Genomic DNA, 21724 nt, shown 5'->3' with positions numbered 1-21724 from the left:
ACCGCCGCGAGTGCGACGGTCCGGGCGGGAACAGGCCGGTGCTTACGCGCCGCCACCTGCGGTGAAGATGTCCTGCGAGATCTTGTCGAGCTGCGTGCGGAGCTGCTCGAGCTCGGTCTTCGCCTTGTCCAGAGCAGCCTTGGTCTCCGGCCAGGTGGACCCGCGGAACGTCGCCGCGAGCGGGCCGTCCCAGACGTTCGAGTCGGAAAGGATCCGGCCCTGAGCGTCGAGCTGCGAGATCTGGTCGGTGAAACCACCGTTGATGATCGACTGGACCTGACGGATGGCGGTCTTGGCCTGCTCGGTCGAAAGGACACGCGACATGATGAACCTCTTTCATTCGTAGCTGCACCCCCGCGCAGTGGAATCCCCCCGGAGGCTCTGACACGGCCCACCATACCCACAAACCCAGGCAGATGTCACCGTCGGTATATCGTGATCCTTCCTCCACATCCGAACGGTTCACCGCCGGTTTCCACAGCGTCCACCGAGGCCCCTCCGGTGGCAGGGGCCGGGTGGCAGGATGTGGGGATGGACACCGAACCGCAGCTCGACGGCGAATCCGTCGCACCCGACCTCGACGACTTCGACGAAGTCATCGAGATCGAGCACGAGTCACTGCCGACGGACCGCTACTTCGACCGCGAGCTCAGCTGGCTCCGGTTCAACCAGCGCGTGCTCGAGCTGGGTGAAGACCGCACGCAGCCCCTGCTGGAGCGGGCGAACTTCCTGGCGATCTTCGCGTCCAACCTCGACGAGTTCTTCATGGTCCGCGTCGCCGGCCTGAAGCGCCGCATCGACACCGGCATCGCCGTCCCGACCAACGTCGGCCGTGCCCCCAGCGACGTCCTGCGGGACATCGCGAAGAAGGCCCACGAGCTGCAGGACCGGCACGCCCAGGCCTTCATCGGGTCGCTCAAGCCCGACCTCGACGCCGCGGGCATCCACATCGAGCACTGGTCCGACCTCGACGAAGCCGACCGGCAGCGCATGCGGGAGTACTTCAACGAGCAGATCTTCCCGGTGCTCATGCCCCTGGCCGTCGACCCGGCGCACCCGTTCCCCTACATCTCCGGGCTCTCGCTCAACCTGGCGGTGCGGGTCCGCAACCCGAAGTCGCAGCGCCAGGAGTTCGCGCGCCTCAAGGTGCCGCAGAACTTCTCCCGCTTCATCAAGCTCCCCGACGACAACTCCGGCCGGATGCGCTTCATCCCGCTCGAAGACCTCATCGCGAACCACCTCGACGACCTGTTCCCAGGGATGGAAGTCCTCGAGCACCACGTGTTCCGGGTCACCCGCAACGAGGACGTCGAGATCGAGGAGGACGAGGCCGAGAACCTCATCCAGGCCCTCGAGCGCGAGCTCCTGCGCCGCCGGTTCGGTCCGCCGATCCGCCTCGAGATCACCGAGGACATGGACCCGGTGACCCTCGACCTGCTCGTGCGTGAACTCGACATCACCGAGGAAGAGGTCTTCCGGCTGCCGTCGCCGCTCGACCTCGGCGGACTGTTCGAGATCTCGAAGATCAACCGCCCCGACCTGCACTACCCCAAGCACGTGCCGACCACCCCGGTGCAGTTCCAGCCGGGTGAGCCGAACACGAAGCCCGACCTGTTCCGCGCGATCAAGGCGAACGACGTCCTGGTCCACCACCCCTACGAGTCCTTCGCCACGAGCGTGCAGGCGTTCCTCGAGCAGGCCGCGGCCGACCCGAACGTCCTGGCGATCAAGCAGACCCTGTACCGCACCTCCGGCGACAGCCCCATCGTCGAGGCGTTGATCGACGCTGCGGCCGCCGGCAAGCAGGTCCTCGCCCTGGTCGAGATCAAAGCTCGCTTCGACGAGCAGAACAACATCACCTGGGCCCGGAAGCTCGAGAAGGCCGGCGTGCACGTCGTCTACGGCCTGGTGGGGCTGAAGACGCACTCGAAGCTGGTGCTCGTCATCCGGCAAGAGGGCGGGACGCTCAAGCACTACAGCCACATCGGCACGGGCAACTACAACCCGAAGACCTCGCGCATCTACGAGGACATGGGGCTCTTCACCTCGGACGACACGGTGGGCAAGGACCTGACCCGCCTGTTCAACGAGCTGTCCGGCTACGCCATCGAGAAGAAGTTCAAGCGCCTGCTCGTCGCACCGCTGCACCTGCGGAAGGGCCTGCTCAAGCGCATCCAGACCGAGGCCGCCAACGCCCGCGCCGGCAAGCCCTCGGGCATCCGGATCAAGGTCAACTCGATGGTCGACGAGCAGATCATCGACGCGCTGTACCTGGCGAGCCAGGCCGGGGTGCCGATCGACGTGTGGGTGCGCGGCATCTGCTCGCTCAAGCCGGGCATGGAAGGCGTCAGCGACACCATCCGCGTGCGGAGCATCGTCGGGCGCTACCTCGAGCACTCCCGCGCGTTCGCATTCCACAACGACGGCGACCCGGCGGTGTTCATCGGCAGTGCCGACATGATGCACCGCAACCTCGACCGACGCGTCGAGGCGCTCGTGCGACTGGTCGCCCCGGACCACATCAACGAGGTCCAGGAGATGTTCGACCTGGCGATGGCCGACACCGCCAGCTCGTGGCACCTGGAGTCCGACGGCGAGTGGACGCGGCACTCCACCGACGATGCGGGCCGTCCGCTCGAGGACGTGCAGAATGTGACCATGCGGAAGATCTCGGCCCGGAAGCGCTCGACTCGGTGAGCGGCGGTCCCTCGGGCCCCGTCGTCGCTGCGGGTGCGGTCGTCTGGCGCGAACAGGACGGCACGCCCCTCGTGCTGCTCATCCACCGCGACCACCACAAGGACGTCTCCCTGCCCAAGGGCAAGGTGGACCCGGGCGAGGCCGTCCCGACGACCGCCGTGCGCGAGATCGACGAGGAGACCGGGTACCGCGTCCACCTCGGCGCACCGCTCGGCACCGCCGAGTACGTGCTGCCGAACGGCCGCGACAAGCTCGTGCACTACTGGGCGGCCCGGGTCTCGGCGAAGGAGTACGCCCGCGCGGGCGCCTTCGTGCCGAACCACGAGGTCGCGGCGCTCGAGTGGGTGACCATCGACGACGCCCGCAACCGCCTGACGTACGAGCGGGACGTCGCGATCCTCGACCGGTTCGCCGAACGCGCCGCCGCGGGACAGCACCGCACGTTCGCCCTGATCACCTTGCGCCACGCGAAGACGGTGCCCGGCTCGGACTGGGACGGCCCCGACGCCACCCGTCCGCTGCTGCCCGTCGGCCGCTCGCAGGCCAAGGCCGCCGCGGCACCGGTCGCAGCCTTCGGCCCGAAGAAGATCGTGAGCAGCACGGCGGCGCGGTGCCTCGCGACCGTCGAACCACTGTCCGCCGCGACGAAGCTCGGCGTCTCGAGCACCCCGGACCTCAGCCAGGACGCCCACGACCGCGGAGCCGCCGACGTCAAGGGCGTCGTCCGACGCCGGCTCGACAAGGGCAAGACCGCCGTGTTGTGCTCGCACGGCCCGGTACTGCCCGACATCATCGCCCGGATCGCCACCGCGACCGCCGACGAGTCCGGCCGCTTCGACCTGCGCCGCGCCGCGATGCTGTCGGTCGGGGACTTCTCCGTCATGCACATCGCCGGGGACACGCTCGTCGCGGTCGAGACGCACCGCAACACGATCCCGGCGTAGCCCGCCACCGGCGGACCGCAGCGGTCCGGCTGCCCGCAGCGCCGCCCGACCGCAGCGCCGGCGGACGGCAGCGTCGGCGGACCGCAGCGCCGCCGCACGGCTGCCGACGCGCCCGGCACCCGGCCACACGACGGGGCCGCGCCGCGCCCGGGAACGCGATCCGGGCCTCCCGACCGCTCGTCCGCGATCATGCGTGCGCATCTTCCAAACGAGCGCACAGTGCCCCCGATCCTGCTCCCTGCGCGGGTGCGGCGCACGCCGCCCCGACGTGGACAACCCCTCGTTCACCTCCCGTTCACCAGCGGGGGTGATTGCGGTCACCTCGCGTCCCTACAGTCGCTCCCGGGTCGGCACCGGCCCAGGGACCGCAGTGGTCCCACTGCATTCCATTCCCGAAGGGACCCCTGTGAACATCAAGCGAATCGGTTCGATCGCAGCAATCGCGATCGCCGGCGCAGTCGTGCTCTCCTCGTGCGCGGCAAACGAGGACGCGGGCAGCACCGAGTCCTCCTCTTCCACCAGCGGCAGCGACTACTCGAAGCTCTCCGGCACCCTGACCGGCTCGGGCTCGTCCGCACAGCAGACTGCGCAGGCCACCTGGGCCGCCGGTTTCCAGAACGAAGCCTCGGGCGTCACCGTCAACTACACGCCGGACGGCTCCGGCGCCGGCCGCGAGAACTTCATGTCGGGTGCCGCGGACTTCGCCGGCTCCGACGCCGCGCTGAAGGACGAGGAGCTCTCGGGCAAGTTCGAGTCCTGCAAGGCGGACACCAAGGGCATCGACATCCCCGTCTACATCTCCCCCATCGCGATCGCGTACAAGGTCGACGGCGTCAGCGACCTGACCCTCGACGCGAAGGCCATCGCGGGCATCTTCTCGGGCAAGATCACCAAGTGGAACGACTCGGAGATCGCCGGCCTGAACAAGGACGCGAAGCTTCCGGACGCGAACATCACGGTCGTGCACCGCTCGGACGACTCGGGCACCACGCAGAACTTCTCGGAGTACGTCTCCGCGAACGCTTCTGACGTCTGGACCGAAAAGCCCAGCCAGACCTTCCCGTACTCGGTCGGTGACAGCGCGAAGGGCACCTCCGGTGTCGCCTCCGCGATGGGCAACGCCACCAACGCCATCACCTACATCGACGACTCCGGTGCGGGCGACCTCGACCGCGCGAAGCTGATGGTCGGCGACAAGGCGACCGAGATCTCGGCCGACGGTGCCGCGCAGGTCGTCGCCGACTCGAAGATCGCGACCGGCCGCGAGGACAACGACCTCGCGATCGACATCGACCGCAAGGACACCGCTGACGGTGCCTGGCCGCTGGTCCTCGTCTCCTACGCCATCGCGTGCCAGGAGTACAAGGACGCCGACAAGGCCGAGCTCGTGAAGGGCTACCTCGACTACGTCGTCTCGAGCGCCGCTCAGGACGCCGCTGCCAAGGAGGCCAAGTCGGCCGCCCTCTCCTCCGACCTCGCGTCGAAGGCCAAGGACGCGGTCGCGTCCATCAAGTAAGGCCCCTTGAGCGCCCGGACGCCGGTCCCACCCACACGACCGGCGTCCGGGCACTCAGCCGTCCAGGACACCACCCGGACGCGCACCCGTCCAGGCCCCCGGCCCGGACACCGCACCACCACCCCAGAACCCGTCGCCTCCCCCGGCGTTCCTCCGACAGGAGTACCCCATGACGACCGCACCGGCCCAGCCAGGGGCCACCGTCACCCCGATCAAGCCGAAGGCCGTCGTCCGTGTCGGCGACCGCGTCTTCTCCGCCGCGTCGGTCATCGCCGGCGGCCTCATCCTCTTCGTGCTCGTGCTCGTCGCCGCGTTCCTCGTGTGGCAGAGCATCCCGGCCTTCTCCGCCAAGGTCGGCGAGCTGCCGGGCAAGGCCACGAACTTCTGGGACTTCGTCGGCCCCCTGGTCTTCGGCACCGTCTGGTCCGCGCTCATCGCGCTCGTGATCGCCGTGCCGCTGTCCCTCGGCATCGCCCTCTTTATCTCGCACTTCGCGCCGCGTCGACTCGCGCCGGTCCTCGGCTACGTGATCGACCTGCTGGCCGCGGTGCCGTCGGTCGTCTACGGCCTCTGGGGCATCGCCGTGCTGGCGCCCCTGGTGAAGCCGTTCTACGTGTTCCTGAACGAGTACCTCGGCTGGTTCCCGCTGTTCTCCGGCCAGGTGTCCGGCACCGGCCGCACGATCCTGACGGCGTCGATCGTCCTCGCCGTCATGGCGATCCCGATCATGACCGCGGTCATGCGTGAGATCTTCCTGCAGGCCCCGACCCTCAACGAGGAAGCGGCCCTGGCCCTCGGCGCGACCCGCTGGGAGATGATCCGCCTGTCGGTCCTGCCGTTCGCGAAGTCCGGCATCGTCTCCGCGATCATGCTCGGCCTCGGCCGTGCACTCGGCGAGACGATGGCGATCGCGCTGGTGCTGTCGGTCTCGACGAACGTCACGTTCCAGATGCTGACGTCGCAGAACCCCTCGACGATCGCCGCGAACATCGCCCTGCAGTTCGCCGAGGCCTCGGGCACCGCACTCAACGCGCTCATCGCGTCGGGTCTGATCCTCTTCGTCATCACCCTGGTCATCAACATGCTCGCGCGGTACATCGTCCGCAGCCGAGTCAGCTGAGAGGTCGCACCCGATGTCCCTCGCGCTCCGTCAGACCGGCACCGCCGGCAACGTCTACGCCAACGGCAAGCTGCACGCCTCCGTCCCGTGGCTGCTGCTGGTCGGCAGCTGGGTCGCCCTCGTCCTGGTCTTCGCCCTGCTCAACGCGGGTGGCGCCGTCAAGGACTTCAACGTCGTCGCCGCGATCTTCCTCGGCACGGTCCTGTTCGACGTCCTCATCGTCGTCATCTCGCGCATCGTCGAGGGCGGCCGCAAGGCGGTCGACCGCCTGGTCACCTCGCTCGTCATCACGGCGTTCGTCATCGCGGTCCTGCCGCTGGTGTCGCTGCTCTGGACGGTCATCGCCAAGGGCATCGCCCGCTTCGACGCGAACTTCTTCTCGTACTCGATGCGCGGGGTCATCTCCGAGGGCGGCGGCGCGGTCCACGCCCTCATCGGCACGCTCGAGATCACGCTGTTCGCGGCGCTCATCTCGGTGCCGATCGGCCTGCTCACCTCGATCTACTTGGTCGAGTACGGTCGCGGCGCCCTGGCGAAGGGCATCACCTTCTTCGTCGACGTCATGACGGGCATCCCGTCGATCGTCGCCGGCCTGTTCGCCTACGCGCTCTTCGCGCTGTTCCTCGGCCCGGGTGCCCGCTTCGGCCTGGTCGGCTCCGTCGCCCTGTCGGTGCTGATGATCCCGATCGTCGTGCGCTCCACCGAAGAGGTGCTGAAGATCGTCCCGATGGAACTCCGCGAGGCCTCGTACGCCCTCGGGGTGCCGAAGTACCTCACGATCCTCAAGGTCGTGCTCCCCACCAGCCTCGCCGGCATCACCACCGGCGTCATGCTCTCGATCGCCCGCGTCATCGGTGAGACCGCCCCGCTGCTCGTCACGGCCGGCTTCACCGCGAGCATGAACTACAACCTGTTCCGTGACCCGATGATGACCCTGCCGGTGTACGCGTACACGCAGTACTCGCAGCAGGGCGCCAACCCGGTGCCGTTCGTCGACCGGGCCTGGACCGCGGCCCTCGTGCTCATCCTGATCGTGATGCTGCTCAACCTGCTCGCCAGGTTCATCACCCGTCTCTTCGCCCCCAAGCTCAGCCGCTGACCCTCCGCCCCCGCGGAACCAGCGACACCACCCACCCAGAAGGATCAACGTGTCCAAGCGCATCGAGGTCGACGGCCTCAACGTCTACTACTCGAAGTTCAAGGCGGTCGAGGGTGTCGACATCACCATCGAGCCCCGCACCGTCACGGCCTTCATCGGCCCGTCGGGCTGCGGCAAGTCCACCTTCCTCCGCACGCTGAACCGCATGCACGAGGTCATCCCCGGCGCATGGGTCGAGGGCTCGGTCAAGATCGACGGCGACGACCTGTACGGCGCCGGCGTCGACCCCGTGCTCGTCCGTCGGCAGGTCGGCATGGTCTTCCAGCGTCCGAACCCGTTCCCCACGATGTCGATCCGCGACAACGTGCTGGCGGGCGTGAAGCTCAACAACAAGCGCGTTTCCCGCTCCGAGGCCGACGACATCGTCGAGCGCTCGCTGCAGGGCGCGAACCTGTGGAACGAGGTCAAGGACCGCCTCGACAAGCCCGGCATGGGCTTGTCCGGTGGGCAGCAGCAGCGTCTCTGCATCGCCCGCGCGATCGCGGTCGAGCCGGACGTGCTCCTGATGGACGAGCCCTGCTCGGCCCTCGACCCGATCTCGACCCTCGCCATCGAGGACCTGATCGAGGAGCTCAAGAAGGAGTTCACGATCGTGATCGTGACCCACAACATGCAGCAGGCGTCGCGCGTCAGCGACAAGACGGCGTTCTTCAACATCGCCGGCACCGGTGCACCCGGCAAGCTCATCGAGTTCGACGACACCGCGACGATGTTCTCGAACCCGTCCGTGCAGGCCACCGAGGACTACGTCTCGGGCCGCTTCGGTTGATCGGCATCCGTCCGTCGCGCTGACGGACTGCCTGGAGGCCCGGTGCACGTCCGCCACGGACGCGCACCGGGCCTTCGTGGTTGCGACGGCGTTCGTGGTTGCGCCCGGCGCCGCGGTGCGATCACGACGCTGACGCAGAACGACGAAGCCGCTGTCGTGTGACAGCGGCTTCGTCGTTGTGCGTCGGTGACGGCCCAGCAGGACCGCCCGAGGCGTCAGGCCGTGGTGGTGGGGACCGCCATGATCGGCGAGGTGGTCGGCTGCTCGGAACCGCCCTCGGGCTCGACCGTCATGCCGATCGTGTCGCCCTCGGACATCGCGCCCTTGAGCACGGCGGAGTACACGCCGTCGGCCGCACCGTCGACCAGGCCGGCCGACTTGATGGTGCCGCCCTGCTCCTCGGAGCCGATGTACCAGAGCTCGTACGTCTTGCCCTTCGGCGCCTGCTCGACACCGTCGAGGATCACCGCGGACTTGCCGAGGTCGTTCGACCACACGACCGTCGCCGAACCGCCGCCCGCGACCTTGGTCGTGGTGCGCTGGAAGTCGGAGGCGGCGTAGATGCGGTCGAGGCCGCTCGAGGCCTGCGTGGTGCCGGTGCCGGAGCCGTTCGGGTCGAAGATCGATCCGACGCCGAGTCCGCCGAAGAAGACCGCGGCGACGGCAGCTGCGGCCGTCAGCATGACCGCCGGACGCTGGAACCAGCGGCGGCGAGCCTCGGAGGAAGCCCGGCCACCGGCGGTGGGGCCGTCGGCGATCGAGGCGACGTGCCTGGCGGGCTCGGGACGGGCCTCCTGGACGGAGGTGGTCTCGGCGACCGGGGTCCGGTCGACCGCCGTGTCGGCGAGGGGTGCGGCCTGGGGGGTCGTGGCGATCTGGGCCAGCAGCGACGCCTTGAGCGACGCGGGGGGCTCGATCGGTGCGACGGCGTAGGCGAGCTGCAGCGCGGTCTCGCGCAGCGAGTCGTTCTCGGCCTGCAGCTCGGGGGACGTCCGGAGGGCGTCCTCGAGGAGCGCGCGCTCGTCGTCGGACAGCGCGTCGAGGGCGTGGGAACCCGTCATCAGTGCGGGGTCGTCGTGGCGTTCGGTCATGAGGTCACCCCCATCTCGTCTCGGAGTCGGATCATCCCGTCACGGAGACGGGTCTTGACGGTGCCGATGGGGACACCGAGGTGTTCGGCCATCTCGCTGTGCGAGTAGCCGCCGTAGTACGCGAGTTGCACGGCCTGCCGCTGGAACTCGGTGAGCTTCGCCAGCGCTCGGCCGACGCGCTCGTGCTCGATGCGGATCTCGACGGACTCGGAGACCTGGTCGAAACCGGCCTCGAGGTCGCGGATGCCGATCTTGGTGTCGCGGTCGTGCGACGACTGCGAGGCACGGACCCGGTCGACCGCTCGGCGGTGGGCCATGGTGAGGACCCAGCTGGCCGCGGTACCGCGCTTCCGGTCGAAGCGGGTGGCCTGCTGCCAGACCTCCAGGAAGACCTCCTGCGTGACCTCTTCCGACTGCGCGCGGTCCCGGAGGAGGCGCGTGATCAGACCGAGGACCCGACCGGAGAGTGCGTCGTAGAGGTCCGCGAAGGCGGCTTGGTCACCGGCGGCGACCCGGGCGAGGAGGTCGTCCGGCGATGCCTGAGCTGGCTCTGACGAGCTCCAGCGTTCGGTGTCGCTATCCACGAGGGCAAGCATTGCAGGTTTCCCTCCTCTCGGTTGCTTTCGTTGACCAGGCGGGTAGCACGAAGCCTCCGCATGGGCGGTCGAGACGAGGGGCCGGCGTGACCCACAGGGAATTGACCGGCGGTGCCGGTCCGGGTCACACCGGGCCTCTCGCTTCGTGACGGGCATTCCGACCGTCACGCAGATGATTCGGCGCGGTCCCCGCTGTGGATTGGATGGGGGTCGGGATTTCTCGGCAGGATGGGCGCGGCGGGCCTTCGAAGGGGTTCCCGCGGGCACGCCCGGGGCCGGTTCTGTCCACCATGAGTGAACAGGGTCGAGTGATCAGCCAGCGTCTCGTAGACTTGGTCTCGCCGGGCCGCAGCAAGCCCCGGGCTCCAAAATTCGCCGCTTCGAGCGGCCTCGCGCCGAGAGGCGCTTCTGCGGCCCGGTCTTTTCATGCCCGGATGCGTTCCGTCATGCCCGGATGCGTTCCGACTGCTGCGCGGGCCTGGAGGCCCGGTGCGGGTCCGTCCCGCCGCGCGCTCAGTCCAGGCTGTCGCGGCGCCAGAGCGCCGCCGCCTCGGTCAGGTCGGCCGCCAGCTCCGTCAGGCGGAGTGCCCGCGTCGTGAGTTCGCTCGCGCGCTCGGACGCGACCAGGTCCGACTCGTCCGCCACGGCCGTCGCGCCGGCGGCGGTCAGACGACAGAACGACGCCCCGCGGTCGAGCGCCACCGCGAGGTCGCCCGTGTACAGGCCGTGCAGGATGCGGTCGGCGAGCGTCAGGATCTCGGCCGGGCCCGTCGGTTCCTCGGCACCGGCGACCGCCTGGTCGATCGTGCCGATCTGCGCCGTACCCCGCTCGAACAGGTACGCGATCTCCTCCGGGTTCTGCCGGATGACGATGCGCACCAGGTACACCCGCCAGAGCGCCCCCGGCAGGGTGTGTGCCCCGACCCGTGCCCACAGCTCCGCGATGGCGTCGATGCCGTGCACGTCGGTGTAGGTGACGAGCCGCTCGACCACGGCGGGGTCCGGGTCTTCGCGGACCCGGTGCAGCAGTGCGTTCGCGGTCTCGTGCGCGACACGGTTCACCAGCGCCGGGTCCTCACCGCCCTGGATGGCGGCGAACTCGGCGTCGGTGAAGTGGACGGGACGGTGGTGATCGCGAGGCACCGCAGCAGTGTAGGCGCGGCCGGTGACACGCCCGCGTCCCGTTCGCCCAGAACGCAACGGCTGCGCCACGCGTACCGTGTTGCGGCAGGGAGGCGCTCCTCCCTGCACGTGAAGGAGAGGATCTTCCATGAACGCCCTGCTCATCATCCTGGCTGTGATCGCAGTCATCCTGCTGTTCGTCGGCGGGTTCGCCGCGAGCCTGAAGTTCCTGCTCTGGGTGGGCATCGTGCTGCTCGTCATCGCGGTCATCGCGTGGCTGCTGCGCTCGCTCACCGGACGTCGGGGCTGACCCGGACCGACGGTTCCTTCCTGGAGGCCCTCACCCGCTAGCCTTGCGGGTGAGGGCCTCTAGCTCAGTTGGTAGAGCACCGGACTTTTAATCCGAGGGTCGTGGGTTCGAGCCCCACGGGGCCCACACCCTCCCGAACGCCGGCTTTTCATCCGAGGGTCGTGGGTTCGAGCCCCACGGGGCCCACACCCTCCCGAACGCCGGCTTTTCATCCGAGGGTCGCGGGTTCGAGCCCCACGGGGCCCACACCCCCGAACGCCGCTGTGTCAGGCAGACGCCCCACCGGCGGCGATGCGGATGGCGGTGGACAGGATCGCCCCGGCCGTGGTGCCGGTCGCGACCGTCGGGTGGACGCCGTCGACGTCGGCCGCACCGGAGGCGTAGGTGCCGTCGAGGCGACGGACCGGGAACCAGGGGTCGACGAGCAGCCACCCTCGATCGGCCGTGAACCGCGCGAGGTCGCGGTTGTGGGCGAACCCGCCGGCGGCACGGTCGATGTGGTCGGCGCCGTAGTCGGTCAGGTTGGACGGTGCGACCTGCCCGATGACGACGTGGCCGGCACCGACGACCTCGACGATCGCCGCGATGTTGTCGCGGATGGTCGACCGACCCACGCCGAGGCGGATGTCGTTGGTGCCCACCATGACGACGAGGACGTCGGCATCCACGGGGGCCACGGCGTTCCGCACCGCCGACGACGTCGCGCCGCTGATGCCGACACCGCTGACGAGCCGCAGATCGGTCCCGGTCAGGAACCGGGTCCAGGAGAACGAGTTCTCGGGGTTGGTGATGCTGTCGCCGGCGTAGGTGACGGTCGCCACGGGAGCTCCCAGGGTCGGTTTCGGTCGCGGGTGTCCAGCCAACCACGCCCAGGACAGCGCTCCGCGTGCCGCCAGCGGTGTTCGCGGACACTCCTCACCGGTCAGCCGAGGTGCGGATCGGGCCGCGTAGAATCCCGGCCGTGGCCCGACGAACCGACGGCGGATGGCCGGACGGTCCCCGTTCGCTGCTGCTCAGACGACGACGCCGGAGGCGACGCCTGGTACCGGCTGTCGCCCTCGGCGCGATGAGCCTCGGCGTCGCCGGGCTCCTCGTCCTGCTCCCGACGGTGTCGGACGCGTGCCAGCCGGATCCGGGAGCGCCGACCGTGTCGGCGAGCGAGGCGGCATCGGCGATCGCCGCCGGCTCGGACGTGCTCATCGTCGGCGACTCGTACACGACCGGGCGAGGCTCGTACGACGGCATGCACGGTTGGGCGCAGGACCTCGTCGCGGAACGCGGCTGGGACGCCACCATCGACGGCGTGCCCGGGAGCGGCTACGTGAACACCGGAAGGTCGCACTCCTCCGCACGGACCTACATCGCGCGGATCGAACGGCACGCGTCCCTCGATCCCGAGCTGGTCATCGTGCAGGGCAGCCAGAACGACTGGCTCGTCGACGCCGCGACGCTCGAGTCCCGCGTCGAGCAGACCCTGCGGACCGCGGAGCGACAGTGGCCGGACGCGGTCGTGGTGGCGATCGGCCCCTCGGCACCGCAGCCCCGCGCGAAGACCACCGTCGCCATCTCGGCGGCGGTCGCCGCCGGCGCACGAGACGCCCGGGTGCCGTTCATCGACGCGATCGACCGGCAGTGGTTCACGTCGGCCAACAGCGCGAGCTACGCGGCGGGCGACGGGCAGCACCTCAACGACGACGGGTACCGCTACCTGGCCGACAAGATCGACGGGGCGCTCGAGGAACTCACCAGGGCCGCGCCGAGCGAACGCTGCTCCTGACGACGCGGCCGGGCGCCGGGGGCCGCGGCACCGGGGTACAAGTCCTCCTCAGCTGGCTCATGGCGGATCCCCTGCACAGCCCAGCCCGCCCTCAGCGGATTGTTGGCATAGCGCCGATAGTGTCGTTCCCGGATCCGATCGACGGATCCTGCAACACAGCACCACCACGAACGAACGGGGTACACCGTGATCGAGCCCATCGAAGCCACGCAGACCAGCACCACCGGTGACGCGCGCCGCATCGTCGAGCTCGCAGCAGCGACCAACACGACGATGAGCAACGAGCTCCTGCTCGACACGCTCCGCCGCAACGCCCAGGTCACGACCCGCCACATCCGCAAGGACTTCATCGAGGTCGCCACGGCCACCGCCGTGCTCGGCTACGTCTGCCGGCAGCGCAAGGACTTCATCGCGCTCCGCGGCGACGACCCGGCATGGGCGCACGAGGTCGGCCGGTACGCGACCGAGTCCCTCGCGGTCGAGGCGCTCCGGATGCGCCGCGGCTGACGCCCGGCTCCCGACACGAACGACGAAGGCCCCGCCGGACACCCGGCGGGGCCTTCGTCGTGTCAGCAGTGCGCGCCGACCGGAGTCCTCAGGACCAGACGCGGCGGATCCCCCACGAACCGGTCCAGGTCTCGTCCGGCTCGAGCCAGCGCAGGCCCTCGCCCGAGTTCAGGGCGTTGGCGGGTGCCGTCATCGGTTCGACCGCGACGGCCAGGCCCTTCCCGTCGCCGCGCGGGTACTCGCGCGACGTGAAGACCTGCACGTAGGGGAACGAGGCGTCCTGCCAGAGCTCGACCCCGTCGCCCTCGGGCCCGTGCATCGTCGTCCAGCGGATCCCCTCGGCGTCCGGGGTGACGTCCTTGTACGCGGTGTCGAGGTCCGAGTCCCCGGCCCGCCGCCCCTGGCGCAGGTCGTACGGCGTGCCCTCGACCGGCACCGAACCGTTCGGCACCTTCTGCTCGTCGACGGTGAACGCGGTCGCGGCGTCGAGCGTGACGACCAGGTCGTCGGCGGGGGTGTCACCGGCGCGCAGGTACGGGTGCGCACCGACCGCGAAGGGTGCACGGACGCCCGAACGGTTCGTGACCTCGTGCGTGACGCGGATGCCGTCGTCGACGAGTTCGTGCAGCACGCGCGTCTCGAGGGTGAAGGGCCACCCGTGCTGCGGGTGGATCGTCGCCTCTTGCTGGATCGACGTCTCGGTCTGCGAGACCACCCGGTACGGGGCGAACCGGAGCAGTCCGTGCGACGCGTTGCCGTACTTCGGCTCCGAGACGTCGAGTTGCTGCCGCTTGCCGTCGAGCTCCCACACACCCCCGGCGACGCGGTTCGGCCAGGGTGCCAGGACGATCCCGTTCGCCCCCGGCGGCTGCTCGGTCACGGGGAACGGCTCGGTGATGTCGAAGCCGGCGACGCGGAGTTCGCGGATGCCCGCGGCGACCTCGGTGACCACGGCTTCGACGACCCCGTCGGGCCCGGCGTGGTGGAGGCGGTACTGGCCACCCGTGGGTGCTGCGGTCATGGGGTGTTCTTCCTTCCGGCTGGTTCGGTGTGCTGCTCGCCGTCGGCGACGATCACCTGGGCGCCGGCCGCCCGGATCGTGGCGACCGCGGCGGCGTCGGCCTCAGCGGTGACGACGACGTCGATGTCCTCGAGCGCGCGGACGACCCCGATGTGGGCCCGGCCGAACTTCGACCCGTCCGCGACCACGACGGTACGCCGGGCCGTCCCCGCGAGCATCCGCTTGGCCTCGGTCTCGGGCAGGTTCACGTTCGTCAGGCCGTGGTCGACGTCGAGGCCGGTGCCACCGAGGAACACGAGGTCGGCGGCGATCATCGGCAGGACCGCACCGTTGAAGGGCGCGACGAGTGAGTGCTGCAGGGGTCGGAGGGTGCCGCCGGTGACGATCACGGTGAAGCGCGGGACGGCTCGCTCGAGCGCGAGCGCCGTGGTGAGGGAGTTCGTGACGACGGTGACGCCGGTGAGTTCGGTGCGCGCCACGAGCGCCTCGGCGACGGCGGCGGGCGTGGTGCCGACGTCGAGGACGACGCACTCCCCCGGGCGCACCAGCGCCGCCGCCGCACGGCCGATGGCCGCCTTGGCCACCTGGTGCTCGACGGCGGTCTCCTCGAAGGGGCGCTCGGTGGACCCGGCCCCGAGGCGGACCGCACCCCCGTGCACCCGGCGGATCCGGGCCTCCTGGTCGAGGACGGCGAGGTCCTGGCGGACCGTCACCTCGCTGGTGCCGAGGGACGCGGCCAACGCGGCCGTCCGGACCATGCCCGGGGCGCCGTCGACGATCGCGACGATGCGGTCCTGCCGCAGGGGCGCGGGCAGCGCGCCGGCGAGGAAGGAGAGGTCGGCGTCCGTCATGTGGACAGTTTCGCTTGCTTCCGATGTCCTTCGCAACGCTTCGGATCGGCGCTAGGCTGTTCCGGTGATCACCAAGCGCGTGACGAAGCTCGCGGACGGCCGCGACCTCTTCTACTTCGACGACGCCGACTCGACGCTGCCCGCAGAACGCAGCATCGACGAGCGCGTGCTCGACCCGCGGCCCGAGACGGCGCGGATGCGGCAGGACGTCCTGACGGGCGAGTGGGTGTCGATCGCGGCGTCCCGGCAGAACCGGGTGTTCCTGCCGCCGGCCGACCAGGACCCGCTCGCGCCCCAGAGCGCGGCCAACCCGTCCGAGATCCCGAGCCGCTACGACGTCGCCGTGTTCGAGAACCGCTCGCCGTCGTTCGGCCCGCTGCTCGAAGCCGACGACGCTCCCGAGTCGCTCGAGTCCCTGAGCGACGTCGGCCTGAACCGCCAGCTCCGCTCGGTCGGCCGGTGCGAGGTCGTGTGCTTCTCGCCCGAGACATCCGGGTCCTTCGCCTCCATCTCCGAGTCGCGTGCCCGCACCGTCGTCGAAGCCTGGGCCGACCGCACCGCCGCACTCTCCGCGATGCCGGGCATCCAGCAGGTGTTCCCCTTCGAGAACCGGGGCGAGGCGATCGGCGTCACGCTGCACCACCCGCACGGACAGATCTACTCGTACCCGTACATCACCCCGCGCACCCAGCGACTGCTCGCGAGCATCGAACGGTTCGGCCCGGACCTGTTCGAGCAGCACCTGGCGAACGAGCGGGGTTCCGAGCGGGTCGTCCTCGCCGGCGAGCACTTCACCGCCTTCGTCCCGTTCGCCGCGCGCTGGCCCATCGAGATCCACATGCTGCCGCACCGTCACGTCCCCGACTTCGCCGGCCTGACCGACGCCGAGAAGGACGAGCTGGCGCACATGCACCTCCGGCTCACCCGTGGGCTCGACGCGCTCTACGGCGACCCGACGCCCTACATCGCCGCGTGGCACCAGGCACCGGTGCACACCGCTCGCGACACCGTGCGGCTGATGCTGCAGATCACCTCGCCGCGACGCGCGGCGGACAAGTTGAAGTTCCTGGCCGGCAGCGAAGCCGCCATGGGCGCCTGGATCGGGGACCTCGTGCCCGAGAAGGCGGCCGAGTTCATCCGACAGGGAGTCGAGCGCGCATGACGTTCCAGCAGGTCTACGGGTACGAGCCGACGGTGCGGTACTCCGCCCCGGGTCGCGTCAACCTGATCGGTGAGCACACCGACTACAACGACGGTTACGTGCTGCCCTTCGCGATCGACCGTCGCACCACCGCCTCCATCGCGCAGCGCGACGACCGGACGATCCGCGTCGCCTCCGCCTTCGACGCCACGAGCGACCCGGTGGCGCTGTCCCTCGACGACCTGTCGCCCGAGGCCATGAGCGGCTGGTCGGCCTACGTCCTCGGCATCGCCTGGGCCCTGCGCGAGCAGGCCGGTGCCGATCTGGGCGACAAGACCGGGTTCGACGTCTTCATCGAGTCCGACGTCCCGGTCGGTGCGGGCCTGTCGTCCAGTGCGGCGATCGAGTGCGGTGTCGCGCTGGCGTTCAACGACCTGTGGGAACTCGGCCTCGACCGGAAGACCCTGGCGCGCGTCGGGCAGTACTCGGAGAACCACGCCGTCGGTGCCCCCACCGGGATCATGGACCAGTCCGCCTCGCTGCTCGGCGAGCAGGACGCCGTCGTGTTCCTCGACTGCCGCACGCTCGACACCGCCGTCGTCGACCTGGCGCTCGAGGCGAACGGGCTCGAGGTCCTGGTCATCGACACCCGCGTCGAGCACGCCCACGCGACCGGTGGCTACGCGGCTCGTCGGGCCTCGTGCGAGAAGGGTGCGCGGGTGCTCGGTGTCGAGGCCCTGCGTGACGTCAGCGTCGAGGACCTCCCTCGTGCCCAGGAGCTCCTGGACGACGAGACCTTCCGCCGCGTTCGGCACATCGTGACCGAGGACCAGCGCGTCCTCGACACCGTCCGCACCCTGCGCGAACAGGGCCCCCGGGCGATCGGTGCCCTGCTCGTCGCGTCGCACGAGTCGATGCGCGACGACTTCGAGATCTCCGTGCCGGAACTCGACCTGGCCGTGGCGACGGCGGTCGAGCACGGTGCCGTCGGTGCCCGCATGACCGGGGGTGGATTCGGCGGCGCGGCGATCGCGTTGGTCGACCAGGAGTCGCGCGGTGCGATCACCGCCGCCGTCACCGCTGCCTTCGCCGACGCCGGGTACCGCGAGCCGAACGTGTTCACGGTGCACGCCGCGCAGGGCGCCCGGCGGGACTGACGGCGCGCGCGCTCGACGTTTCGCGCTGAGCGACAGGTCACGCGGCGATCAGCCCGTGGACTGTCGCTCAGCGCGAAAGAACGGCAGCACCCCGACAGCCCCGACCGCCGCGACCGCGCGCGACCCCCTGCTCAGCCGAGGTAGTCCGCGTACCGGACGTGCTCCACCACGTTCCCGAGCACGAACGGGTGCGTCCGACCGTGCTCCACGGCCCACTCCACCCACGCGGTCTGCGCCGGCATGAGCAGCCACACCACGACGGTCGTCCCGAGCACGGCGGCCAGGGTCAGGCCCATCACGGTGTGCTCGTCGAAGCGGGCTGCACCACGGCGTGCGATCGCGACGACGAACCCGGCGACCGCGAACCCCACCGTCGCGAGCGTCCAGCCGAACCAGGGGCCCGACGTGAACGTGTACTCCTGGCCGGCGTGCGCGAGTGTCATCGACCAGGTCGACCCCGGAGCCTGGAACAGCACGCAGAGCGCCACGATGACGATCAGCCACCGGGCGTCCTTGGTCAGTTGCGATGGCTCGGGCCGGGGTCGCATCACCGGCGCCGTCTGCAGTCGTTCGTCCCCCATGCCGCGACCGTAGCACCGGCGGAGTGCACTTCGTGAGCAGCAATGGTCGGGTGCGATGACGCCACCCGACCATTGCTGCACACCATCGACGCGCGACCAGCGCGCGACGCCCCGCGCGCTACGACAGCTGGCGCTCGGCGGCCTCGACGACGTTCTTCATGAGCATCGCGCGGGTCATCGGCCCAACGCCGCCGGGAGTCGGCGACAGGAAGCCCGCGACCGATGCGACCGCGGGGTCGACGTCGCCGTGCAGCTTCGCCTTGCCGGTCTCCTCGTTGACCACGCGGGTGATCCCCACGTCGATGACGGCGGCACCGGGCTGCACCCAGTCGGGCTTGACGAGCCCGGCGACCCCGGCCGCGGCGACGATGATGTCGGCACGACGGCACTCCGCGGCGACGTCGGCGGTCAGCGAGTGCGTCAGGGTCGCGGTCGCCTCGAGCCGCGTGAGCAGCAGACCGAGCGGCCGTCCGACGGTCAGCCCCTGCCCGATGATCGTGACGTGCGCACCACGGATCGGGATCTCGTACGCGTCGAGCATCGCGACGATGCCGCGAGGGGTGCACGGCAGCGGTGCGTCGATCGTGCCGGCACCACCGGGCACGGCGAGCACCAGCTCGCCGAGGTTCGTCGGGTGCAGGCCGTCGGCGTCCTTCGCCGGGTCCATCAGCTCGAGCATCGGCGTCGGGTCGATGCCCTGCGGCAGCGGGAGCTGCACGATGAACGCGGTGACCCGGGGGTCGTCGTTCATCTGCAGGATCGCGGCCCGGATGTCGGCAGCGGACGCCGTCTCGGGCAGGTCGATGCGGTGTGAGTCGAGCCCGATCGACGCCGAGTCGCGGTGCTTGCCCGCGACGTAGGACATCGAGCCGGGGTTCGAGCCGACCATGATCGTGCCGAGGCCCGGACGGATGCCGTGCTCGTGCAGGCGGTCGATCCGGCCCCGGAGTTCGTCGAGCGTCCGGGCGGCGAGGGCCGTGCCGTCGATGCGGACGGCACTGCCCTCACCGGCCCAGAGCTCGCGCGGGAGCGCCGCGCTGGCCGAACCGCTCACGCGTAGAGCGGGAACGCGTCGGTCAGGACCTTCACGCGGGCCGAGAGCGCTGCGACGTCCGGGTTCGGCATGAGGGTCAGCGCGATGATGTCGGCCACCTCGGTGAACTCGGCGTCGCCGAAGCCGCGGGTCGCCAGCGCCGAGGTGCCGATGCGGACACCCGAGGTGACCATCGGCGGGCGCGGGTCGAACGGCACGGAGTTGCGGTTCACGGTGATGCCGACCTCGTGCAGCAGGTCTTCGGCCTGCTTGCCGTCGACCTCGGACGCGCGCAGGTCGACGAGCACCAGGTGCACGTCGGTGCCGCCGGTGAGCACGTCGATGCCCGCGGCCTTGGCGTCGTCGGCGGTCAGGCGGGCGGCGAGGGCCTGGGCGCCACGGATCGTCCGCTCCTGACGGTCCTTGAACTCCGGGGTGCCGGCGAGCAGGAACGCGGTGGCCTTCGCGGCGATCACGTGCATGAGCGGGCCGCCCTGCTGGCCCGGGAAGACCGCGGAGTTCAGCTTCTTGAACAGGGTCTCGTCGTTCGACAGGATGATGCCCGAGCGGGGGCCACCCAGGGTCTTGTGGACCGTCGACGAGACGACGTGGGCGTGCGGGACCGGCGACGGGTGCAGACCGGCGGCGACGAGGCCGGCGAAGTGCGCCATGTCGACCCAGAGCTTCGCGCCGACCTCGTCCGCGATCTCGCGGAACTTCGCGAAGTCGAGCTGGCGGGGGTACGCGGACCAACCGGCGATCAGGACCTTCGGCTGGTGCTCGATGGCCTTCGCGCGGATGTCGTCGTAGTCGACCTCGAACGTCTCGGGGTCGACGCCGTACGCCACGGCGTTGTAGATGCGGCCGGAGAAGTTGAGCTTCATGCCGTGGGTCAGGTGCCCGCCGTGCGCGAGCTCGAGGCCGAGGATGGTGTCGCCGGCCGAGGCGATGGCGTGCAGGACAGCGGCGTTGGCCGTGGCACCGGAGTGCGGCTGGACGTTGGCGTACTCAGCACCGAAGAGCGCCTTGGCACGGTCGATGGCGAGCTGCTCGGCGACGTCGACGTACTCGCAGCCGCCGTAGTAGCGCTTGCCCGGGTAGCCCTCGGCGTACTTGTTGGTGAGCACGGAGCCCTGTGACTCGAGCACGGCGCGCGGCACGAAGTTCTCGGACGCGATCATCTCGAGGGTGTCGCGCTGGCGGCCGAGCTCCTGCTGCAGGACGGCGGCGATCTCGGGGTCGACCTCGGTGAGCGGGGCGTTGAACGCGGCGCGGGCGGCGGCCTGCTCGGCCACCTCGGCCGAGTCGGAGACGAACGGGGGCAGATCGGCAATGGACACGGGACTCCTACGGTGTGCGGACGACCAGCTGGTCGCACTCGGACGGTCGGTCGGTGCAGCCCAGGCGTACGGCCGCGCACCGTGTCTTTGTCGCTCCCCGATGGTGACCCATCCAACGCCAGTCGCGACCTGACGATCGTACCGAGGGACCCCGCCCTGTGTCACCCTGGATGCATGACGCTGCTCTCGCCCGACGTGGACGAACGGACCACCACGGACGAACGGACCAGTGCGCGGGCGGACACCCCGTGGGTCACGGTGGTGTGGGACGACCCGGTGAACCTGATGTCGTACGTCACCTACGTCTTCCAGCGGCACTTCGGGTTCTCGCGCGAGCAGGCCGAGCGACTCATGCACCAGGTGAACGACGACGGTCGGGCGATCGTGGCGTCGGGTCCGCGCGAATCGATGGAGGCCCACGTGCAGTCCATGCACGGCTACGGGCTGCAGGCGACCGTCGACAAGGCCCCCGAAGCGTGATCCCGTTCGTCCGCCGCGCCGACGGCGTCCACCTCGGCCTGTCCTCCGGCGAGCGCGACCTGCTCGCCTCGCTCACCGAACAGCTGCGGCAGGTGCTCGGCGGCGACCTGTCCACGGACCCGATCAGCGAGCGGATGTTCCCGGACGCCTACCCCGGTGACGACGAGGCGAGCGCGGAGTTCCGGAAGTACACGCAGTCCGACCTGCTCACGCAGAAGACGACGAACGCCTCGATCGTGCACGACTGGCTGACGGGCACCCGCGACGGTTCGCTCGACGCCGAGGACGAGCAGGCGTGGCTCCGCACCCTCACCGACCTGCGGCTGACGATCGCCGACCGGCTGGGCATCGAGGACGCCGACGACGAGGAGCGCTCCGTCGAGGCCGACGCGGGCGTCCGCCTGCGCGACGTCTACGACTGGCTCGGCTACGTGCAGGAGCACCTGGTCGTCACGCTCACGTCGCGCTGACGGCCCACGGCCTGGAGGCCCGGATCACCTCCGGCTCGACGC

The 21724-nt window shown here is 70.1% G+C and carries 23 protein-coding genes, 1 tRNA gene and 1 riboswitch; of the genes, 14 read left to right on the top strand and 10 right to left on the bottom strand.

The window, feature by feature from the left end:
- Positions 1 to 42: 42 nt before the first annotated feature.
- Positions 43 to 324: a hypothetical protein gene (locus HQQ79_RS05740; RefSeq protein WP_027466625.1), complete on the bottom strand. Its 282-nt coding sequence runs from the start codon at positions 322 to 324 to the stop codon at positions 43 to 45.
- A 207-nt stretch (positions 325 to 531) separates the two neighbouring features.
- Between HQQ79_RS05740 and HQQ79_RS05735 the strand changes: the two genes are divergently transcribed.
- The 6 genes from HQQ79_RS05735 to pstB all read left to right on the top strand — a co-directional run bounded on the left by HQQ79_RS05735 (position 532) and on the right by pstB (position 8205).
- The gene (locus HQQ79_RS05735) at positions 532 to 2697 is read left to right on the top strand and encodes an RNA degradosome polyphosphate kinase (RefSeq protein ID WP_027466626.1); all 2166 of its coding nucleotides are present in this window, start codon (positions 532 to 534) and stop codon (positions 2695 to 2697) included.
- On the top strand, positions 2694 to 3641 hold the full coding sequence (locus HQQ79_RS18890; RefSeq protein ID WP_173032871.1) for an NUDIX domain-containing protein: 948 nt from the start codon (positions 2694 to 2696) through the stop codon (positions 3639 to 3641). The genes HQQ79_RS05735 and HQQ79_RS18890 overlap by 4 nt, the downstream gene beginning before the upstream one ends.
- Positions 3642 to 4047: 406 nt before the next feature.
- A complete protein-coding gene (locus HQQ79_RS05725; protein ID WP_173032869.1) occupies positions 4048 to 5157 on the top strand; it encodes a phosphate ABC transporter substrate-binding protein PstS in 1110 nt (369 codons plus the stop codon).
- Positions 5158 to 5326: 169 nt separating this feature from the next.
- Positions 5327 to 6277 carry a phosphate ABC transporter permease subunit PstC gene (gene pstC / locus HQQ79_RS05720; RefSeq protein ID WP_110861811.1) on the top strand — a complete coding sequence of 317 codons (951 nt, stop codon included), beginning with the start codon at positions 5327 to 5329 and terminating at the stop codon, positions 6275 to 6277.
- Between the two features lie 13 nt (positions 6278 to 6290).
- Positions 6291 to 7376 carry a phosphate ABC transporter permease PstA gene (gene pstA, locus HQQ79_RS05715; RefSeq protein ID WP_027466630.1) on the top strand — a complete coding sequence of 362 codons (1086 nt, stop codon included), beginning with the start codon at positions 6291 to 6293 and terminating at the stop codon, positions 7374 to 7376.
- A gap of 49 nt (positions 7377 to 7425) precedes the next feature.
- Positions 7426 to 8205, top strand: coding sequence for a phosphate ABC transporter ATP-binding protein PstB (gene pstB, locus HQQ79_RS05710; RefSeq protein ID WP_027466631.1), 780 nt, complete (start codon positions 7426 to 7428; stop codon positions 8203 to 8205).
- 215 nt (positions 8206 to 8420) lie between these two features.
- Here pstB and HQQ79_RS05705 read toward each other — a convergent pair whose 3' ends face one another.
- The 3 genes from HQQ79_RS05705 to HQQ79_RS05695 form a co-directional block, all read right to left on the bottom strand.
- Positions 8421 to 9296, bottom strand: coding sequence for an anti-sigma factor (locus HQQ79_RS05705; protein ID WP_173032867.1), 876 nt, complete (start codon positions 9294 to 9296; stop codon positions 8421 to 8423).
- Positions 9293 to 9892: an ECF RNA polymerase sigma factor SigK gene (gene sigK, locus HQQ79_RS05700; RefSeq protein WP_027466633.1), complete on the bottom strand. Its 600-nt coding sequence runs from the start codon at positions 9890 to 9892 to the stop codon at positions 9293 to 9295. Before sigK ends, HQQ79_RS05705 begins: the two co-directional genes overlap by 4 nt.
- 513 nt (positions 9893 to 10405) lie before the next feature.
- Positions 10406 to 11035, bottom strand: coding sequence for a hypothetical protein (locus HQQ79_RS05695; protein WP_027466634.1), 630 nt, complete (start codon positions 11033 to 11035; stop codon positions 10406 to 10408).
- A 127-nt stretch (positions 11036 to 11162) separates the two neighbouring features.
- Here HQQ79_RS05695 and HQQ79_RS05690 point away from each other — a divergent pair, with 127 nt between their 5' ends.
- Together HQQ79_RS05690 and HQQ79_RS05685 are read left to right on the top strand one after the other, a co-directional pair.
- Positions 11163 to 11324, top strand: a complete 162-nt coding sequence (locus tag HQQ79_RS05690; protein ID WP_138801981.1) for a DUF2207 domain-containing protein — start codon at positions 11163 to 11165, stop codon at positions 11322 to 11324.
- 53 nt (positions 11325 to 11377) lie between these two features.
- A tRNA-Lys gene (locus HQQ79_RS05685) sits at positions 11378 to 11450 on the top strand.
- A 140-nt stretch (positions 11451 to 11590) separates the two neighbouring features.
- Here HQQ79_RS05685 and HQQ79_RS05680 read toward each other — a convergent pair.
- On the bottom strand, positions 11591 to 12145 hold the full coding sequence (locus HQQ79_RS05680) for an SGNH/GDSL hydrolase family protein (RefSeq protein WP_173032866.1): 555 nt from the start codon (positions 12143 to 12145) through the stop codon (positions 11591 to 11593).
- A 140-nt stretch (positions 12146 to 12285) separates the two neighbouring features.
- Between HQQ79_RS05680 and HQQ79_RS05675 the strand changes: the two genes are divergently transcribed.
- Complete coding sequence (locus tag HQQ79_RS05675) at positions 12286 to 13101, top strand: SGNH/GDSL hydrolase family protein (protein WP_139178854.1); 816 nt, start codon at positions 12286 to 12288, stop codon at positions 13099 to 13101.
- 186 nt (positions 13102 to 13287) lie between these two features.
- Complete coding sequence (locus tag HQQ79_RS05670) at positions 13288 to 13608, top strand: hypothetical protein (RefSeq protein ID WP_027466636.1); 321 nt, start codon at positions 13288 to 13290, stop codon at positions 13606 to 13608.
- 88 nt (positions 13609 to 13696) lie between these two features.
- On the opposite strand, the gene HQQ79_RS05665 is transcribed toward HQQ79_RS05670, so the two are convergent.
- Positions 13697 to 14629 carry an aldose 1-epimerase family protein gene (locus HQQ79_RS05665; RefSeq protein ID WP_173032864.1) on the bottom strand — a complete coding sequence of 311 codons (933 nt, stop codon included), beginning with the start codon at positions 14627 to 14629 and terminating at the stop codon, positions 13697 to 13699.
- Positions 14626 to 15480, bottom strand: coding sequence for a DeoR/GlpR family DNA-binding transcription regulator (locus HQQ79_RS05660; RefSeq protein WP_027466638.1), 855 nt, complete (start codon positions 15478 to 15480; stop codon positions 14626 to 14628). Before HQQ79_RS05660 ends, HQQ79_RS05665 begins: the two co-directional genes overlap by 4 nt.
- A 64-nt stretch (positions 15481 to 15544) precedes the next feature.
- Here HQQ79_RS05660 and galT point away from each other — a divergent pair, with 64 nt between their 5' ends.
- Both galT and galK read left to right on the top strand, forming a co-directional pair.
- On the top strand, positions 15545 to 16642 hold the full coding sequence (galT, locus tag HQQ79_RS05655) for a galactose-1-phosphate uridylyltransferase (protein WP_071245343.1): 1098 nt from the start codon (positions 15545 to 15547) through the stop codon (positions 16640 to 16642).
- On the top strand, positions 16639 to 17778 hold the full coding sequence (galK, locus tag HQQ79_RS05650) for a galactokinase (protein ID WP_173032862.1): 1140 nt from the start codon (positions 16639 to 16641) through the stop codon (positions 17776 to 17778). Before galT ends, galK begins: the two co-directional genes overlap by 4 nt.
- Before the next feature lie 131 nt (positions 17779 to 17909).
- Here the strand turns inward: galK and HQQ79_RS05645 are convergent, their stop codons facing one another.
- The 3 genes from HQQ79_RS05645 to glyA all read right to left on the bottom strand — a co-directional run bounded on the left by HQQ79_RS05645 (position 17910) and on the right by glyA (position 20687).
- On the bottom strand, positions 17910 to 18359 hold the full coding sequence (locus tag HQQ79_RS05645) for a hypothetical protein (protein WP_173032860.1): 450 nt from the start codon (positions 18357 to 18359) through the stop codon (positions 17910 to 17912).
- A gap of 118 nt (positions 18360 to 18477) precedes the next feature.
- Positions 18478 to 19413: a tetrahydrofolate dehydrogenase/cyclohydrolase catalytic domain-containing protein gene (locus HQQ79_RS05640; protein WP_173032859.1), complete on the bottom strand. Its 936-nt coding sequence runs from the start codon at positions 19411 to 19413 to the stop codon at positions 18478 to 18480.
- Positions 19410 to 20687, bottom strand: coding sequence for a serine hydroxymethyltransferase (glyA, locus tag HQQ79_RS05635; RefSeq protein ID WP_017888107.1), 1278 nt, complete (start codon positions 20685 to 20687; stop codon positions 19410 to 19412). Before glyA ends, HQQ79_RS05640 begins: the two co-directional genes overlap by 4 nt.
- Before the next feature lie 96 nt (positions 20688 to 20783).
- A riboswitch (ZMP/ZTP riboswitch) is annotated at positions 20784 to 20868 on the bottom strand.
- Positions 20869 to 20906: 38 nt separating this feature from the next.
- On the opposite strand from glyA, the gene clpS reads away from it, so the two are divergent.
- Together clpS and HQQ79_RS05625 are read left to right on the top strand one after the other, a co-directional pair.
- Complete coding sequence (clpS, locus tag HQQ79_RS05630) at positions 20907 to 21212, top strand: ATP-dependent Clp protease adapter ClpS (RefSeq protein ID WP_071245350.1); 306 nt, start codon at positions 20907 to 20909, stop codon at positions 21210 to 21212.
- Positions 21209 to 21682, top strand: a complete 474-nt coding sequence (locus tag HQQ79_RS05625) for a DUF2017 family protein (protein WP_173032857.1) — start codon at positions 21209 to 21211, stop codon at positions 21680 to 21682. The genes clpS and HQQ79_RS05625 overlap by 4 nt, the downstream gene beginning before the upstream one ends.
- The last annotated feature ends 42 nt before the right edge of the window (positions 21683 to 21724 follow it).

The organism is Curtobacterium sp. VKM Ac-2852, from assembly GCF_013205045.1.
Lineage (GTDB): Bacteria > Actinomycetota > Actinomycetes > Actinomycetales > Microbacteriaceae > Curtobacterium > Curtobacterium flaccumfaciens.
Note: the sequence above shows the minus strand (reverse complement) of the source record. Positions and strands in the feature narration are given on the sequence as shown.